Genomic DNA, 15,603 nt, shown 5'->3' with positions numbered 1-15,603 from the left:
GGACGGCCCGTCACCGAGCGGACCTGCCATCGGCGGGTGCCGGACCCCGGCACCGTCGGGGCGAGACGAGGCACAGGATTCCCGCCGGCGGTGACCACCCCGGCGGAACAGACAGGAAGGGCCCCTGTGCGGCCGCGTCCGCCAGCCCAAGCGGCTGGGACGCGCCCGGGGGCGGAGGAGATGTATGTCGAACGCGGACACACCCGCCGAGAACACCGGCGGGAACACCGCCCTACCCGCAACCGGCCCGCTGGGCGAGTTGCCGCCCCGCGTCCGGGTGCACGCCCTGGCGAAGCTGCTCGGCTCCAACAGCCGGGTCGTGCTGGCGAAGCTCACCGAACTGGGTGAGACGGCGCGCAGCGCGCAGTCGAGCGTGCCGCGGGAGGTCGCGGTGAAGGTCGCCGAGGCGCTCGCCCCGGCCGACGAGCAGGCCGCCGAGGAGGCGGCTGCCCCCGAGGCGGTCGCCCCGGCCGAGGACGCGGCGCCCGACGCCGTTCCGGAGAGCACGCCCGAGCCGGTCGTCGAGACACCGGCCGCCCCCGAGCCCGCCACCCAGGCGACGCCGGAACCCGAGACCGCGCCGGCGGCCGCGGCACCCGAACCCGTCGCCGAGCCCGAGCCGGTGCGGCAGCCGCAGCGCCCGCCGCACATGCCGGTCTTCGCGGCCCCGTCGCCGGTGTTCCTGCCGCCGGAGGCCGGCGCCGTCGAGGAGGAGCCCGCCTCCAAGGCGGAGCGGGCCGCCGAGGTCAAGCCGGTGGACGAGGACGCCGACGAGGGTGAGGACGGCGCGGGCCGCCGTCGCCGCCGCCGGGGTCGTCGCGGCCGTGGCCGGGGCAAGGGCGGCGACGAGAACGCCACCGAGACCACCGAGGCCGACGAGACCGCGCCGGCCGAGGAGACCGCCAAGGCCGAGGACGAGGACACCGCCGACGAGGGCGAGCCGTCCGAGGACACCGACGAGACCGAGGGGTCGAGCCGTCGTCGCCGTCGCCGTCGCCGCCGCAAGGGCTCGGACGGGGACAGCGCCGACTCGACCACCGACGACCCGCCGAACACCGTCGTCCACGTCCGCGAGGCGAAGGCCGACGAGAAGAGCAGCAGCAGCTCGGACGGCGTGCGCAGCGTCCGCGGCTCCACGCGCCTGGAGGCGAAGCGCCAGCGCCGCCGGGACGGCCGCGAGGCGGGCCGCCGCCGCGCGCCGATCCTGTCCGAGGCCGAGTTCCTGGCCCGCCGCGAGTCGGTCGAGCGGACGATGGTGGTCGCCGAGCGCGGCGAGCACACCCAGATCGGCGTGCTCGAAGACGGTGTCCTGGTCGAGCACTTCGTGACGTCGCAGGGCAGCGGCTCGATCGTCGGCAACGTCTACCTGGGCCGTGTGCAGAACGTGCTGCCCTCGATGGAGGCCGCGTTCGTCGACATCGGCCGGGGCCGCAACGCCGTGCTCTACGCGGGTGAGGTCGACTGGGACGCCGCCGGCCTGGAGGGCAAGTCCCGCAAGATCGAGCAGGCCCTGTCCACCGGTGACAACGTGCTGGTGCAGGTCACCAAGGACCCGGTCGGGCACAAGGGCGCCCGGCTGACCACCCAGATCTCGCTGCCGGGCCGTTTCCTGGTCTACATGCCGTCGGGCGGCGCCACCGGCATCTCGCGCAAGCTGCCGGAGAACGAGCGGCGGCGGCTGAAGGACATCCTCAAGCGGATCGTCCCCGAGGACGCTGGCGTGATCATCCGCACCGCGTCGGAGGGCATCAGCGAGGAGGAGCTGGAGCGCGACGTCCGGCGGCTGAAGGCGCAGTGGGAGGTCGTCAAGGAGAAGGCCGACGCGGCCACCTCCGGCAAGAAGTCGTCCGCCCCGGTGATGCTCTACGAGGAGCCGGACCTGCTGGTCAAGGTGGTCCGCGACCTGTTCACCGAGGACTTCGTCTCGCTCGAGGTCCAGGGCGACACGGCGTGGGAGACCATCCGCGCCTACGTCGAGCACGTCGCGCCGGACCTCACCCCCCGGCTCAAGCGCTACGTCGGCACCGGTGACGTGCTGGCCGAGCACCGCATCGACGAGCAGCTCACCAAGGCGCTGGACCGCAAGGTGTGGCTGCCCTCGGGTGGTTACCTGGTCATCGACCGCACCGAGGCGATGACGGTGATCGACGTCAACACCGGCAAGTTCACCGGTTCGGGCGGCAACCTCGAGGAGACGGTCACCCGCAACAACCTGGAGTCGGCCGAGGAGATCGTGCGCCAGCTGCGGCTGCGCGACATCGGCGGCATCATCGTGATCGACTTCATCGACATGGTGCTGGAGTCCAACCGCGAGCTGGTGCTCAAGCGGCTGACCGAGTGCCTCGGCCGGGACCGCACGCGTCACCAGGTCGCCGAGGTCACCTCGCTGGGCCTGGTGCAGATGACCCGCAAGAAGATCGGCACCGGCCTGCTCGAAGCGTTCTCCACGACCTGCGAGCACTGCAAGGGCCGCGGCGTCATCGTCTCGACCGAGCCGGTGAAGTCGGGCAACGGCGGCAACGGTGGCGGTCACCAGCACGGCGGTGGTGGCGGCGGTTCGCGCCGGTCGCGCGGCCGGGCCAAGGTCGAGGAGCCGCAGGCGGAGAAGACGCCCGAGCCCTCGCCGGTGCAGCGGGAGAGCACGATCTCGGCCGTCGAGGCCATGGCCAAGGCCGCGAAGATCGCCTCGACGAAGACCGAAGGCGGCGACAAGGCGGAGACGGGCGCGGCCCCGGCCGACGCGGCTCCCGCCGAGGCCCACGGCGCGGAGAACGCCGCCTCGTCCGGCAGCGACCGCTCCGAACGGCGGTCCCGCTCCCGTGGGAAGGCCCGCGCGGAGACGGCTCAGCCCGAAGCCCAGACCCAGCCGAACGCGACGGTCCAGCCCGAGGCAGCACCCCAGCCGGAGACCGCGGGTGCGCCCAGTTCGCAGGCCGAGACCAGGCCGGAGGGCGCTCCTGCTGAGGCGCAGCCGCAGTCCGGGACGGCCCACGAGGCAGCTGCTCAGCCCGCGGTTCAGGCCGACGCAGCGGCTCCGTCCGCGCAGGCCGGTTCCGAGGCGCAGCCCGCGCCGTCGGAGCAGCCTGGAGCAACGACCCAGCCTGTGGCGCAGGCCCAGGGCGGGGCGGAGCAGGCCGGCCCGGAAGGCGCGGTCGAGCCCCCGGTCGAGGCGCAGCCCTCGCCGGAGGCAGCGGCGCAGCCGCAGACCGATGAGCCGGCCGCCGCGGAGCAGGCGAAGCCCTCCCGCGCCCGGACCCGACGCGTCGCCCGCAGGCCCGCGGCGCCCCCGGAGCCGGTCCAGGCCACCACCGAGACGCCCCAGGTCACCACCGTCCCGGCCGGCCCCGTGGCCGGCGGACCGGCGCCCACCCTGGAAACGTCCAGCCCGGAAGCCACCGGGCAGGAGGACTCCGGCGAGGCGTCGCCCGAGGTCAGCGTGCCCACCCCGGCCACCAGGACGGCCCGCAGGCGCCCGCGCCGCGCGGCCTCCCGTCCGGCCGGGCCGCCGGTGCACGCGTCGGACCAGAGCTGATCCACCTACGTGAGCCCCGGTGTCAACCGGCACCGGGGCGTCACGTAACCTGTAAGACGGCCCGTCCCCGGACGGGCTATGGCGCGATCACCGGACCGCACACAGCGGGACGTGGCGCAAGCCCTCACCCATTGTCGAGTTAGCAGGAGACTTCCGTGTCGGCGTACGCGATCGTCAAGACCGGCGGCAAGCAGTACAAGGTGGCCGTCGGCGACGTCGTCGAGGTCGAGAAGCTCGAGGGCAAGCCGGGCACCGAGCACTCTTTCCCCGCCGTGCTGTACGTCGACGGCAGCGATGTCACGGCGGATGCCGAAGCACTCGCGAAGATCTCGGTCACCGGCAAGGTCGTCGAGCAGACCAAGGGTCCCAAGATCCGCATCCACAAGTTCAAGAACAAGACCGGCTACCACAAGCGGCAGGGTCACCGTCAGAAGCTGACCCGCGTCGAGGTCACCGGAATCACGAAGTAAGGAGCTGCAGGAGCCATGGCACACAAGAAGGGTGCGTCCAGCTCCCGCAACGGGCGCGACTCCAACCCCCAGTACCTCGGCGTGAAGCGCTACGGCGGTCAGCTCGTGAACGCCGGTGAGATCCTGGTCCGCCAGCGCGGCACCAAGTTCCACCCCGGCCTGAACGTCGGCCGTGGCGGCGACGACACGCTGTTCGCTCTCGCGGCGGGCACCGTCGAGTTCGGCGCGAAGCGTGGCCGCAAGACGGTCAACATCGTCCCGGCCGAGGCCTGAGGGTCCGGCTAGACAACCCAGCACCTTCAGCGAGGGGCGGGCCCGGAACAGATCCGGTCCCGCCCCTTGTTGCTGAAGATGGCTGATATCCCTCCGAAGAAACGAGAAGAGGCTTCACGATGGCGTCCCGGTTCGTTGACCGCGCGGTGATCCACGTCGCCGCGGGCGACGGCGGGCACGGCTGTGCCTCGATCCACCGCGAGAAGTTCAAGCCGCTCGGCGGCCCCGACGGGGGCAACGGCGGCAACGGCGGCGACGTGCGACTCGTCGTCGACCCGAACGTGCACACGCTGCTCGACTTCCACTTCCACCCGCACGCCAAGGCCACCAACGGCCGCCAGGGCCAGGGCAGCCACCGCGCGGGCGCGGCAGGCGAGACCCTGGAGCTCAAGGTGCCCGACGGCACCGTCGTGATGTCCGAGGACGGCGAGGTCCTGGCGGACCTGGTCGGTCCGGGCACGACGTTCGTCGCCGCCCAGGGCGGCCGCGGCGGCCTCGGCAACGCGGCGCTGGCGTCCAAGGCGCGCAAGGCGCCCGGGTTCGCGCTGCTCGGCGAGCCCGGCGAGGAGCGCAGCCTCGTGCTGGAGCTGCGCTCGGTCGCCGACGCCGGTCTGCTCGGCTTCCCGTCGGCAGGCAAGTCGTCGCTGATCTCGGTGCTGTCCGCGGCCAAGCCGAAGATCGCCGACTACCCGTTCACGACGCTGGTGCCGAACCTCGGCGTGGTGAACGCGGGCGACACCGTGTTCACGATGGCCGACGTGCCCGGTCTGATCCCCGGCGCGAGCGAGGGCAAGGGCCTCGGCCTGGACTTCCTCCGCCACATCGAACGCTGCGCGGTGCTGGTGCACGTCGTCGACTGCGCGACCTACGACCCGGGCCGCGACCCGGTGTCCGACGTGGACGCGCTGGAGGCCGAGCTGGCCCGCTACACCCCGGCGCTCGGCGGCGAGCTGGACTCCCGGCCGCGGGTCGTGGTGCTCAACAAGATCGACGTGCCGGACGCGGCCGAGCTGGCCGAGATGGTGCGTGGCGAGTTCGAGGCGCGCGGCCTGCCGGTGTTCGAGGTTTCCACGGTGACCCGCCAGGGCCTGCGTGAGCTGACCTTCGCGCTCGCCAAGGAGGTCGAGAAGTACCGGGCGGCGCAGCCGGAGGCGGAGCCGACGCGGATCGTGCTGCGGCCGGTGGCGGTCGACGACTCGGGCTTCACCATCGAGGAGGACCCGGAGGAGCCGGGCGGCTTCATCGTGCGTGGCGCGCGCCCCGAGCGGTGGATCCGGCAGACCGACTTCGGCAACGACGAGGCCGTGGGCTACCTCGCGGACCGGCTCAACCGGCTGGGTGTCGAGGACGCGCTGGCCAAGCGCGGCGCCGAGCCGGGCTGCCCGGTGACGATCGGCAACATCACCTTCGAGTGGGAGCCCTCCACGCCGGGCGTGGCGGCGCGCATGACGGGCCGGGGCACCGACGCGCGGCTGGAGCAGAACAACCGCGTGTCGGCCGCCGAGCGCAAGGAAGCCCGGCGCATCCGCCGTGACGGGCCGGACCAGCCCGAGGACGAGGACGCGACAGCACGATGAGCGTGGCCCGCAAAGCCGTCGCGGCGGCGGAACGGCTGGTCGTCAAGGTCGGCTCGTCGGCGCTGACCACCGCTGGTGACGGGCTCGACGTGACGCGGCTGAACGCGCTGGTCGACGCCATCGCGGCGCGGATCGCGCAGGGCAGCCAGATCGTGCTGGTGTCCTCGGGTGCGATCGGCGCCGGGCTGGCGCCGCTCGCGCTCGGCAAGCGACCGCGGGACCTGGCGACCCAGCAGGCCGCGGCGAGCGTCGGCCAGTTGCAGCTCGCGCACGCCTACGCGGAGTCGTTCGGCCGGTACGCCCTGACGGTGGGCCAGGTGCTGCTCACTTCCGACGACGTCGTGCGGCGCGCGCACTACCGCAACGCGCAGCGGACTTTCTCCCGTCTGCTGGCGCTCGGCGCGGTGCCGGTGGTCAACGAGAACGACACGGTGGCCACCGAGGAGATCAAGTTCGGCGACAACGACCGCCTGGCGGCGCTGGTGGCGCACCTGGTCGGCGCCGACGCCCTGGTCCTGTTGTCCGATGTGGACGGTCTGTACGACGGGGATCCGCGGTCGGGTTCGACGCGGCGCATCGCCGAGGTGACCGGCCCGGCGGACTTGGAGGGCATCGCTGTCGGCATGTCCAGTTCGGGGCTCGGCACGGGCGGAATGGTGTCGAAGCTGGCCGCGGCGCGCACGGCCGCGTCAGCGGGGATCCCCGTGCTGCTGGCCGCGGCGTCGGACGCTTCGCGGGCGTTGTCGACGGCCGAGGTAGGTACCGCTTTCCGGGCGGCCGACAGCCGGCTGTCCGCGCGCCGGTTCTGGCTCGGCTACGCCGCGGGGACGCGGGGTCGTCTGCACCTGGACGACGGTGCGGTGGCCGCGGTGGTGCGCCGGCGCCGGTCGTTGCTGGCGGCGGGGGTCACCGGTGTCGACGGTGATTTCGAGGCGGGCGACGTGGTGGAGCTGGTCGACGCCGCGCAGCGTGTGGTGGCCCGTGGCGTGGTGGCGTTCGACGCGGGGGAGTTGCCCGAGCTGATCGGCCGGTCCAGCCATGAGCTGCCGGAGGAGCAGCGGCGGGAGGTCGTGCACGCCGACGATCTGGTGCCGTTCCGCCGTTAACGCAGTTCCGTGCCCTTCGTTTCGGGGAGGGTGAGCAGCACGAGGAACGCGATCACCGCGCCGGCCGCGACGTACCAGAAGAACAGGATCGACGCCCCGGCCGCGGAGAGCGCGCTGATGACCAGCGGTGCGGTGCCGCCGAACACGGCGACGGTGAGGTTGTACCAGGCGCCGATGCCGAGGCCGCGCAGTTCGGTGGGGAACAGTTCGCTCATGATCGCGGGCGCGAGGCTGGACAGGGCGGCGTAGAGCCCGAGGCCGACGCAGAAGACGACGAGCAGGTTGCCGAGGCCGGGTTTGACCAGTGTGGACAGCGGCACGATGAGGATCGCGGTGGCCGCGGACCACGCGAACAGCTGGGGTTTGCGGCCGATGCGGTCGGAGAGCGCGCCGTAGGGGTACTGGAGCGCGACGAACAGCGCGGTGCCGATGGACAGGGCGAGGAAGACGTCGACGTCGTTGGCGTGGCGGGTCTTGACCGCGAAGGGCGTGAGGGCGCTGAAGAACGTGTAGTAGCACAGGGTCGACAGCATCGTGATGCCGACGAGCTGGCCGACGGCCTTGGGGTGTTCGCGCAGGGTGGTCAGCAGCGGGCGGCGGACGCGTTGCGCGCGGCCCTTGTTCTGCTCGAACTGTTCGGTCTCGGAGAGGCTGCGGCGCAGCCACAGGCCGACGATGCCGAGGACGCCGCCGAGCAGGAACGGGATGCGCCAGCCGTAGGAGCTCATGGCGGCCTTGTCCATGGTGCGGGCGAGGACGAACCCGAGCACGGACGCGAGCAGCACCGCGGAGCCGGTGGAGATGTAGAAGAAGGACGAGTAGCGCCCTCGCCACTTCGGCGGCGCGATCTCACCGAGGTAGGCGGAGGCGTTGGACACTTCGCCGCCGAGGGACAGCCCCTGCGCGATGCGTGCGAGGAGCAGCAGGATCGGTGCCAGCCAGCCGACTTGCTGGAAGGTGGGCAGGATCGCGATGACGATCGAGCCGCCCGCCATCAACGTGATGGTGAGAATCATGGCCGGCTTGCGGCCACGCACGTCGGCGAACCGGCCGAGCAGCAGACCGCCGAGGGGCCGGAAGAAGAAGGCGAGCGCGTAGGTGGCGAACGTGTTGATCTGGGCGAGCAGGTCGTTGCCCGCGGGGAAGAACGCGGTGGCGAAGTAGATGCTGAACGTCGCGTAGATCGTCCAGTCGAACCACTCCAGCGCGTTGCCGACGCTGGCCGCGAACAACTTCCGGACGGGCAGCCGGTGCCGGACTGCTGTGCCCACCTTCGACTCGACCATGGCGCACCTCCACGTTCACCCGATGGGGTCGGACAATGCCACACCTCGGCCGCGACCGAAAGATTCTTTTCTGCCGGGAACGTGCTGAGCAGGGCTTTTCTCCCCGGGGGATGTCGAAGTGACACCCACGTGGCCGATGCACCCACACCACGATCTCACCCGCGCTCGCGGCACCACCCGACCCGCCGTCGGGGTGCCGCGCGGCCCGCCGTCGGTGTGCCATGCGACCGGCCGTCAGGGTGCCATGCGGCCCGACGGCGGGTGGCAGCTGGCCCGTCGTCGGGGCGTGACCCGGCCCACCGCGGCCCGCCGTCGGGGCCGTGACGCGGCCGCCATCGGTGCGCCGCCTGGCCCGCCGTTTGGGTCGCGACGCGCCCGTCGGGCGCCGCCCAGCCCGCCGGTCGGGGCGACGCCCAGCCCGCCGGTCGGGGCGCCGCTTGGCCGGCAGTGCCGCCCAGCGGCCCCGCAGCCTGTCCGGTCCGCAGTGCTGCCGGGCGAACCTTGCCGCCTCAGCGGCCCGGCCCTGCCAGGGCGAGCCTCGCCGCTTGCCCCGCAGGCCGCTCGGCGCGCGAGACCGCGGGCGAGCTTTGCCGCTTGGCCTGCAGCCTGTCCGGCCCGCAGTGCTGCCGGGCGAGCCGTGTCGCCTGCCCGATCGTGCCGCTGGGTGACGCGTGCTGTCCGGTCAGCCGGGCGTGCCCAGCCTGGAGAGTCGCAGCGCTGCCGTGCCACGTCGCCCGCCAGGCGCCAGCCGAGGCCTGCTGGCCGGGGCAGCGGGGCTGCCCGCCCGGAGCTGGCCGCGCGGCCAGCTGTGCCGCCCCGGGTGGTGGGTGGCGAGCTGTGCCGCTCCGGCTGGCGGGGTGCGTGGCTAGCCGTGCCGCCCGACTAGCAGGGAGGGCTGCGCCTGCTGCGACACCGATGGGCCTGCCGTGCCGCCAGGCGTGGCCTCAGTGTCACCAGGGCGCTGTCTTGATCGGCACCGATCAGGCCCGCCGCCGCGCGCCGCGCCGTCCTGATCGGCCCTGGCCAATGTGGCCGGCTGGCGAGGCTGTCGCTGAGCGAGGTGCCGTGCCGGACTGACCTGCCATCACATCTCTCCGGCACACGCTGGTGGCCAAAGCGTTGCGCCGCCGTGCTCTCCCAAGGCTGGGCGTCGCGATCAAGAATTCCCCGTCAAGTCCCTCCCTTCAGTTTGTGCTCGCCAGTGCGAACGGCAGCACTGCAGGCGCCCCGCCCTGACGCAGGAGCCGGGCGGCCAGCGTCATGCTCCAGCCGGTGTCCACGAGATCGTCCACAAGCAACACCGGACCCTCCACACCGGACAACTCCGCGGCCAGCGCACCCGGCACCGCAAGCGTTTGCCACAGGTCCGCGACCCGCTGTGCGCTGTTCGCCCGGCGTGGACGCCCGCCCCGGCTCTCCAATGCGCCCAGGAAGCGCAGCCGCCCGATCTGCGCCAGCCGGGTCGCCAGGTCGTGCACCAGGCGCGGCCGGGTCGCGGAGGGCATCGCCACCACTGCCGCCGGCCGCTGGTCCCACTGCCAGGACGCCAGAACCTGGACGCACGCCTGGAAAATGCGGTCCGGCACCTCGCCGTCGGCGGCCCGCTCGCCGACCAGCTCGCGCAACGGCCCGCTCCACCCGACGTCCGTCAGCCGTCCAAGCGTGCGTCCCGGCTCGGCCAGCTCACCCTTCCCGATCCGCCCGGACAGCGGCACGTCGAGCGAAGCCATACCCGTCGGCCACTGGCGACGCGGGCTCACCTCGACCCCCGGCCGCCGGAGCCGCTCGTCGGTCTTTTCCACCGCCTCCGCCGAAACGGTGACGTCCCGATGCTCACCCGTGCAGTTGTCGCACCGGCCGCACGGTTCGGCGAACGGGTCGTCGAGCTGGCGACGCAGGAACTCCATCCGGCACGAAGTGGTGGCCTGGTACTCCAGCATCGCCTGCTGTTCCGCCCGCCGCGCCTCGGCGACGCGCTCGTACCGTTCGCGTTCGTAGTGCCAGTCCTGCCCCGTCGCCTCCCATCCGCCTTTGACGCGCCGCACCGCGCCGTCCACGTCGAGCACCTTCAGCACCATCTCCAGCCGGGACCTGGACAGTTCGACCATCGGCTCCAGCGCCACCGTCGACAGTGGCCGGTCGGCGTAGGCGAGCGCGTTCAGCACCTGGTTGACGCGCTGCTCGTCCGGGAACGCGAGCGAGGAGAAGTACCGCCAGATCTCGGCGTCCTCCGCGCCCGGCAGGAGGATCACCTCGGCCCGCCGCACGCCACGGCCGGCACGGCCGACCTGCTGGTAGTAAGCGATCGGCGAGGACGGCGCCCCGACGTGGACGACAAAACCGAGGTCGGGCTTGTCGAACCCCATGCCCAGCGCGGACGTCGCCACGAGCGCCTTGACCCGGTTGGCCAGCAGGTCGTCCTCGGCCGCCTCGCGATCGGCCGGCTCGGTCTTGCCCGTGTACGCCGTGACCGAGAACCCGCGCTCGCGCAACATCTCCGCGATATCGTGCGCCGCGGCGACGGTGAGCGTGTAGATGATCCCGGAACCCGGCAGCTCGCCGAGCCGGTCCGCCAGCCACGCCAGCCGCGCCTGCGGGGTGGGCAGCTTCGCGACCGACAGGTGCAGGCTCTCCCGGTCGAGCGGACCGCGCAGCACCAGCGTGTCTCCGCCCTGACCGAGCCCGAGCTGTTCGGCGACGTCGGTGACCACCCGGTCGTTGGCGGTGGCCGTGGTCGCCAGCACGGGCACATCCTCGGGCAGCCCCGCGAGCAGCGTGCGCAGGCGGCGGTAGTCCGGCCGGAAGTCGTGACCCCAGTCGGAGATGCAGTGGGCCTCGTCGACGACGAGCAGGCCGGCCGTGGTGGTCAGTTTCGGTAATACCGTGTCGCGGAAGTCGGGGTTGTTCAGCCGCTCCGGGCTCACCAGCAGCACGTCGATCTCGCCGGCGGCGATGCGCGCCTGCACGTCGTCCCACTCCTGCTGGTTGGCCGAGTTCATCGTCGCCGCGTGGATGCCTGCCCGCCCGGCCGCTGCGATCTGGTTGCGCATCAGCGCCAGCAGCGGGGAGATGATGACCGTCGGACCCGCCCCTCGCTCGCGGAGCAGGGCCGTGGCCAGGAAGTACACGGCCGACTTGCCCCAGCCAGTGCGCTGCACGACGAGAGCGCGCCGGTGGTGGGCGACCAGGGCCTCGATGGCTGTCCACTGGTCGTCGCGCAGGGTCGCGCCGTCTCCGGCCAGTGCCCGGAGCAGCGTTTCGGCGCGTTCGCGCAGGAGGTGAAGGTCCACGGGTCAACGTCTACCCGAAGGCTGCGACGAAACCGAGCCGAGTACCGCACGAGTGGACCAGTCGTCGAGTAATGTGACGCAAGACACAGCGAATGTCCGCATCAGGACACCCGAACGGCCGAGTCTCCTAGCTGTCGGGGTTCACTTGCGGGTTCGCCGGCGCCTCCGGAGGTTCCCCTCGAACCGCCGGCGGAGCGAGGCGCGCGGGTGCTGTTACCGGGGAGCGGGGCAGTACCCGCGCACTCGCGCTTCTACGATCCGTTCATGTCACCACGCCGAATCGGGGTCATGGGCGGCACGTTCGACCCCGTCCACCACGGCCACCTTGTCGCGGCCAGTGAGGTGCAGTCCCGGTTCGACCTCGACGAAGTGATCTTCGTGCCGACCGGCCAGCCGTGGCAGAAATCCGGCAGGCAGGTCACCAGGGCCGAGGACCGGTACCTCATGACCGTCATCGCCACCGCCTCCAACCCGGTCTTCTCCGTGAGCCGGGTGGACATCGACCGTGGCGGCGAGACCTACACCGTCGACACCCTGCGTGACCTCAAGGCCGAGTACCCCGAGGACGAGCTCTTCTTCATCACCGGCGCCGACGCGCTGGAGCAGATCCTGACCTGGCACAACGCCGACGAGCTGTTCACCCTCGCGCACTTCATCGGCGTCACCAGGCCCGGGTACAAGCTCAACGACCACCACCTGCCCAGCGGCAAGGTGAGCCTGGTCGAGGTGACCGCCATGGCCATCTCCTCGACCGGCTGCCGCGAACGCGTCGAGCACGGCGAACCGATCTGGTACCTGGTGCCCGACGGCGTCGTCCGGTACATCGACAAGCGCGGGCTGTACCGCAAGCCTGCCTGACACGCCGCCGGGGCCGCGGACGGCGGCAGGTACCCTCGGTGGACCGACGGTCTCAGGATGAGGGAGCACAGGAGTGGCAGCGACGTCCCAGGCACGTGACATCGCGACCGTGGCGGCGTACGCCGCTGCGGACAAGAAGGCCACCGACGTGGTGGTGCTGGACGTCTCCGAGCAGCTCGTCATCACCGACGTGTTCGTCATCGCCTCGGCGCCCAACGAGCGCCAGGTGGGCGCCATCGTCGACAACGTCGAGGAGAAGCTGCGGGAGGCCGGGCACAAGCCGGTCCGCCGCGAAGGCGCGCGCGAGGGCCGCTGGGTCCTGCTCGACTTCGTCGACGTCGTGGTCCACGTGCAGCACGACGAGGAGCGCTCGTTCTACGGCATCGAGCGGCTGTGGAAGGACTGCCCCCGCATCGAGGTCGACGGGCTCGCCGAGGCCGTCGACGCCGGGGACGCCTCGTGAGTTTCCGGCGCCTCGTGCTGTGGCGTCACGGGGAGACCGACTACAACGCCGCCGGCCGCATGCAGGGCCACCTGGACTCGGCGCTCACCGAGGTGGGCTGGAACCAGGCCCGCTTCGCCGCGCCCGCGCTCGCCCGCTTCCAGCCCGACCTGGTCATCTCGTCCGACCTGCACCGGGCCATGGACACCGCGATGGTGCTCACCGAGGCGATCGGGGTGCCGTTGCGCATCGACAAGCGCCTGCGGGAGACCCACCTCGGCGAGTGGCAGGGGCTCACCGGCGCCGAGGTCGACGAGGGCTGGCCCGGCGACCGCGCCATCTGGCGCGTGGACGCCACCTGGGCGCCCCCGGGCGGCGAGTCCCGGGTCGAGGTCGCCGAGCGCGCCTCCGAGGTCGTCAGCGACCTGCTGGCCAGTGACGACCCGGGTGAGACCGTGCTGCTGGCCGCGCATGGCGGCCTGATCACGGCGCTCACCGGCAAGTTGCTGGCCCTGCCCGTCGCGGCGTGGCCGCAGCTCGGCGGGATCGGCAACTGCCACTGGGTCGAGCTGGGCCTGCGCGACGGTCACTGGCGGCTGCACGCCTACAACGCCGGAATGCTCGGCTGAGATGCCGAGGCTGCTGGTCTTCGGGGACTCGCTGAGTTTCCAGGGCCCGGAAAGCCCCTGCGCTGCCGACGAGCCGCGACTGTGGCCGAACATCGCCGCCTCGGCGCTCGGCGGTAGCGCGGAGCTCGTGGCGTCCGCGGGCTGGACGGCGCGCGACGCATGGTGGGCGATGATCGGCGACCCGCGGGTGTGGGCCGATCTGAAGCACGCCGACGTCGTGGTGCTGGCCGTGGGAAGCATGGACACGCTGCCGTCGCCGCTGCCGACCTACCTGCGCGGCGGCCTGCGTTACCTCCGGCCGTCCGGGCTCCGCCGCGCCGTCCGCAAGGCGTATCTGGCCGCCCAGCCGCGGCTGGCGGTCGCGATGCGCGGCCGCCCGCGGGTCCTGCCCGCGAAGCTGACCGTGCACTACCTGGACCGGGCGGTCTACGCGCTGCGCATCCTGCGGCCGGAGCTGCCGATCGTGGCCGTCCTGCCCAGCGTCCACCGCGCGTCGTCCTACGGCAACGTGCACACCGGCCGGGAGGAGACGGCGGCCGCGATCGCCGCCTGGTCGCGGCGGGTGGACGTGCCCTTGCTGAATCTGGCGGAGGTCGTCGGGGAGCACGTCCTGAGCGGCCGCGGCAACCCGGACGGGATGCACTGGGGCTGGGAGGGGCACGCGCTCGTGGGCAAGGCGATGGCCGCGTTGATCGGTCCGCTCCTGGCCCCCGGCGAATCGCCCGCCGGCACGTAGGCTGACCGTCGTGCCGGTTGCCGTCATCACGGATTCCACCGCCCATCTGCCCGAGGGCTTCGCCGAGCGCCACGCCCTGCGCGTCGTCCCGCTGCACGTGCTCATCGACGGGGTCGCGGCGCTCGACGGTGTCGAGGTGGGGGCGGCGGCGCTCGCCGAGGCGCTGGGGCAGCGCCGGATCGTGACCACGTCGCGGCCGACGCCCGGCGAGTTCGTCAAGGCCTTCCGCGAAGCGCTGGAGGCGGGCGCGGACTCGGTCGTGTCGATCCACCTGTCCAGCGAGATCTCCGGGACCTGGGAGTCCGCGGTGCTGGCCGCGCAGGAGGTCGGGCCGGACCTGGTGCGGGTCGTCGACTCGCGGGGAACCGCGATGGGACTGGGGTTCGCGGCGTTGCACGCGGCGCGCGCGGCGTCGGCCGGCGCGTCGGCGGCCCAGGTGGAAGCGGCCGCGACGGCGGCCGTGCGCTGTTCGGAGACCCTGTTCGTGGTCGAGACGCTGGAGTACCTGCGGCGGGGTGGCCGGATCGGCGCGGCGGCGGCGCTGCTGGGCACCGCGCTGGCCATGAAACCGGTGCTGCACCTGGACGACGGCCGGATCCAGCCGCTGGAGAAGGTGCGCACGATGAACCGCGCCACCGCGCGCCTGGTCGAACTCGCCGAGGAGGCCGCGCGCGGGGAGCCGGTCGAGGTCGCCGTGCACCACCTCGCCTCGCCGCGGCGGGCGGTGGAACTGGCGAACCGCATCGAGGAGCGGCTGACCGTCGTCGACGGTTGCGTGGTGTCGGAACTGGGTGCCGTGATCGGCGCGCACACCGGGCCGGGTGTGGTCGGCGTCGTGGTGCAACGGAATCCGGGCGGCCCTGGCTCTATTTGACGAGGAACGTGGCCGTGGCCATGAGAGCGGAAACCGCCGTTCCCGCGGCACCGACCGCCGCGGCGCGGTTGGCCACATTCCCCCAGAACCGCCCCAGCAACTCCGCCCACCTTTGCCGCTTGACGACCATCTTGAGCTTCTCCCATTTGTGCGATCGGTAGCTGCAGCCCATCAGCAGTCCGTTCGCGTTGTTCCGGCAGGGCAGGTTGTTGCGAGTGGGTGCCATACACCACGTCGGGGCGGCGAAAAGCATGTAGAGAAACGCTAGCGAGGATCCCGCGATGATGAACGGGAGTCCGACGTCCTTGCTCGTCCAACCGTATACGACCGCGGCAAGCAGGAAGTAGCCCCAGAACCGGAAAACAGCTCGCCTTGTTCTTCTTCGCTTCGATCTCCCCATGGGGAGCAAGAATATGAAGTGGCCATGATCAGTTACAGGTTCTTTCGTGTTGCGCTCGTGTCATCCGCCGCTACCTTACGTACGAATTGCACTGGTGTTATTGGTTCGGTCGTGGAACTCGGGCCGCTAC

Annotated in this window: 13 protein-coding genes; 10 read left to right on the top strand and 3 right to left on the bottom strand. The window is 72.0% G+C overall.

Translation table 11 applies throughout. The features are described from left to right. The first annotated feature begins 184 nt into the window (after positions 1–184). The 5 genes from ACCP09_RS03445 (at position 185) to proB (ending at position 6,958) form a co-directional block, all read left to right on the top strand. Positions 185–3,532, top strand: coding sequence for an Rne/Rng family ribonuclease (locus ACCP09_RS03445; protein ID WP_433743095.1), 3,348 nt, complete (start codon positions 185–187; stop codon positions 3,530–3,532). A gap of 155 nt (positions 3,533–3,687) precedes the next feature. After that, positions 3,688–4,002, top strand: coding sequence for a 50S ribosomal protein L21 (rplU, locus tag ACCP09_RS03440; protein ID WP_017987730.1), 315 nt, complete (start codon positions 3,688–3,690; stop codon positions 4,000–4,002). Positions 4,003–4,017: 15 nt separating this feature from the next. Then, positions 4,018–4,275 carry a 50S ribosomal protein L27 gene (rpmA, locus tag ACCP09_RS03435; RefSeq protein ID WP_017987731.1) on the top strand — a complete coding sequence of 86 codons (258 nt, stop codon included), beginning with the start codon at positions 4,018–4,020 and terminating at the stop codon, positions 4,273–4,275. 119 nt (positions 4,276–4,394) lie between these two features. Then, entirely contained in the window at positions 4,395–5,852 is a 1,458-nt protein-coding gene (gene obgE / locus ACCP09_RS03430) for a GTPase ObgE (protein ID WP_017987732.1), read from the top strand. Continuing rightward, entirely contained in the window at positions 5,849–6,958 is a 1,110-nt protein-coding gene (gene proB, locus ACCP09_RS03425) for a glutamate 5-kinase (protein ID WP_017987733.1), read from the top strand. The genes obgE and proB overlap by 4 nt, the downstream gene beginning before the upstream one ends. Here the strand turns inward: proB and ACCP09_RS03420 are convergent. After that, positions 6,955–8,244: an MFS transporter gene (locus ACCP09_RS03420; RefSeq protein WP_027931658.1), complete on the bottom strand. Its 1,290-nt coding sequence runs from the start codon at positions 8,242–8,244 to the stop codon at positions 6,955–6,957. The genes proB and ACCP09_RS03420 overlap by 4 nt on opposite strands. A gap of 1,184 nt (positions 8,245–9,428) precedes the next feature. Then, positions 9,429–11,534 (bottom strand): RecQ family ATP-dependent DNA helicase, encoded by a 2,106-nt coding sequence (locus tag ACCP09_RS03415; RefSeq protein WP_433743091.1) that lies wholly within the window; start codon positions 11,532–11,534, stop codon positions 9,429–9,431. Positions 11,535–11,798: 264 nt separating this feature from the next. Between ACCP09_RS03415 and nadD the strand changes: the two genes are divergently transcribed. The 5 genes from nadD (at position 11,799) to ACCP09_RS03390 (ending at position 15,073) form a co-directional block, all read left to right on the top strand. Then, positions 11,799–12,392, top strand: coding sequence for a nicotinate-nucleotide adenylyltransferase (gene nadD, locus ACCP09_RS03410; RefSeq protein ID WP_081617688.1), 594 nt, complete (start codon positions 11,799–11,801; stop codon positions 12,390–12,392). A gap of 73 nt (positions 12,393–12,465) precedes the next feature. Then, on the top strand, positions 12,466–12,855 hold the full coding sequence (gene rsfS / locus ACCP09_RS03405) for a ribosome silencing factor (protein WP_027931656.1): 390 nt from the start codon (positions 12,466–12,468) through the stop codon (positions 12,853–12,855). Continuing rightward, positions 12,852–13,463: a histidine phosphatase family protein gene (locus ACCP09_RS03400; protein ID WP_433743088.1), complete on the top strand. Its 612-nt coding sequence runs from the start codon at positions 12,852–12,854 to the stop codon at positions 13,461–13,463. Before rsfS ends, ACCP09_RS03400 begins: the two co-directional genes overlap by 4 nt. Position 13,464: 1 nt before the next feature. Further along, positions 13,465–14,199, top strand: coding sequence for a diglucosylglycerate octanoyltransferase (gene octT / locus ACCP09_RS03395; RefSeq protein WP_123683367.1), 735 nt, complete (start codon positions 13,465–13,467; stop codon positions 14,197–14,199). A gap of 10 nt (positions 14,200–14,209) precedes the next feature. Continuing rightward, positions 14,210–15,073, top strand: a complete 864-nt coding sequence (locus ACCP09_RS03390) for a DegV family protein (protein ID WP_433743086.1) — start codon at positions 14,210–14,212, stop codon at positions 15,071–15,073. Here the strand turns inward: ACCP09_RS03390 and ACCP09_RS03385 are convergent. Continuing rightward, positions 15,066–15,473 (bottom strand): hypothetical protein, encoded by a 408-nt coding sequence (locus ACCP09_RS03385; protein ID WP_433743084.1) that lies wholly within the window; start codon positions 15,471–15,473, stop codon positions 15,066–15,068. The two genes, ACCP09_RS03390 and ACCP09_RS03385, sit on opposite strands and share 8 nt — an antisense overlap. Positions 15,474–15,603 lie beyond the last annotated feature (130 nt).

Origin of the sequence: Amycolatopsis sp. 3B14, from assembly GCF_050958625.1 — a bacterium.
GTDB lineage: Bacteria > Actinomycetota > Actinomycetes > Mycobacteriales > Pseudonocardiaceae > Amycolatopsis_E > Amycolatopsis_E thermoflava.
The sequence above is the reverse complement of the archived record's forward strand: the minus strand, read 5'-3'. Positions and strand labels throughout refer to the sequence as shown.

Bases quoted from the DNA above. Each gene is read 5' to 3' on its own strand.
- rpmA (WP_017987731.1), top strand. From the start codon at position 4,018: ATGGCACACAAGAAGGGTGCGTCCAGCTCCCGCAACGGGCGCGACTCC.
- ACCP09_RS03420 (WP_027931658.1), bottom strand. From the start codon at position 8,244: ATGGTCGAGTCGAAGGTGGGCACAGCAGTCCGGCACCGGCTGCCCGTC.
- octT (WP_123683367.1), top strand. From the start codon at position 13,465: ATGCCGAGGCTGCTGGTCTTCGGGGACTCGCTGAGTTTCCAGGGCCCG.
- obgE (WP_017987732.1), top strand. From the start codon at position 4,395: ATGGCGTCCCGGTTCGTTGACCGCGCGGTGATCCACGTCGCCGCGGGC.
- proB (WP_017987733.1), top strand. From the start codon at position 5,849: ATGAGCGTGGCCCGCAAAGCCGTCGCGGCGGCGGAACGGCTGGTCGTC.
- nadD (WP_081617688.1), top strand. From the start codon at position 11,799: ATGTCACCACGCCGAATCGGGGTCATGGGCGGCACGTTCGACCCCGTC.
- ACCP09_RS03445 (WP_433743095.1), top strand. From the start codon at position 185: ATGTCGAACGCGGACACACCCGCCGAGAACACCGGCGGGAACACCGCC.
- ACCP09_RS03385 (WP_433743084.1), bottom strand. From the start codon at position 15,473: ATGGGGAGATCGAAGCGAAGAAGAACAAGGCGAGCTGTTTTCCGGTTC.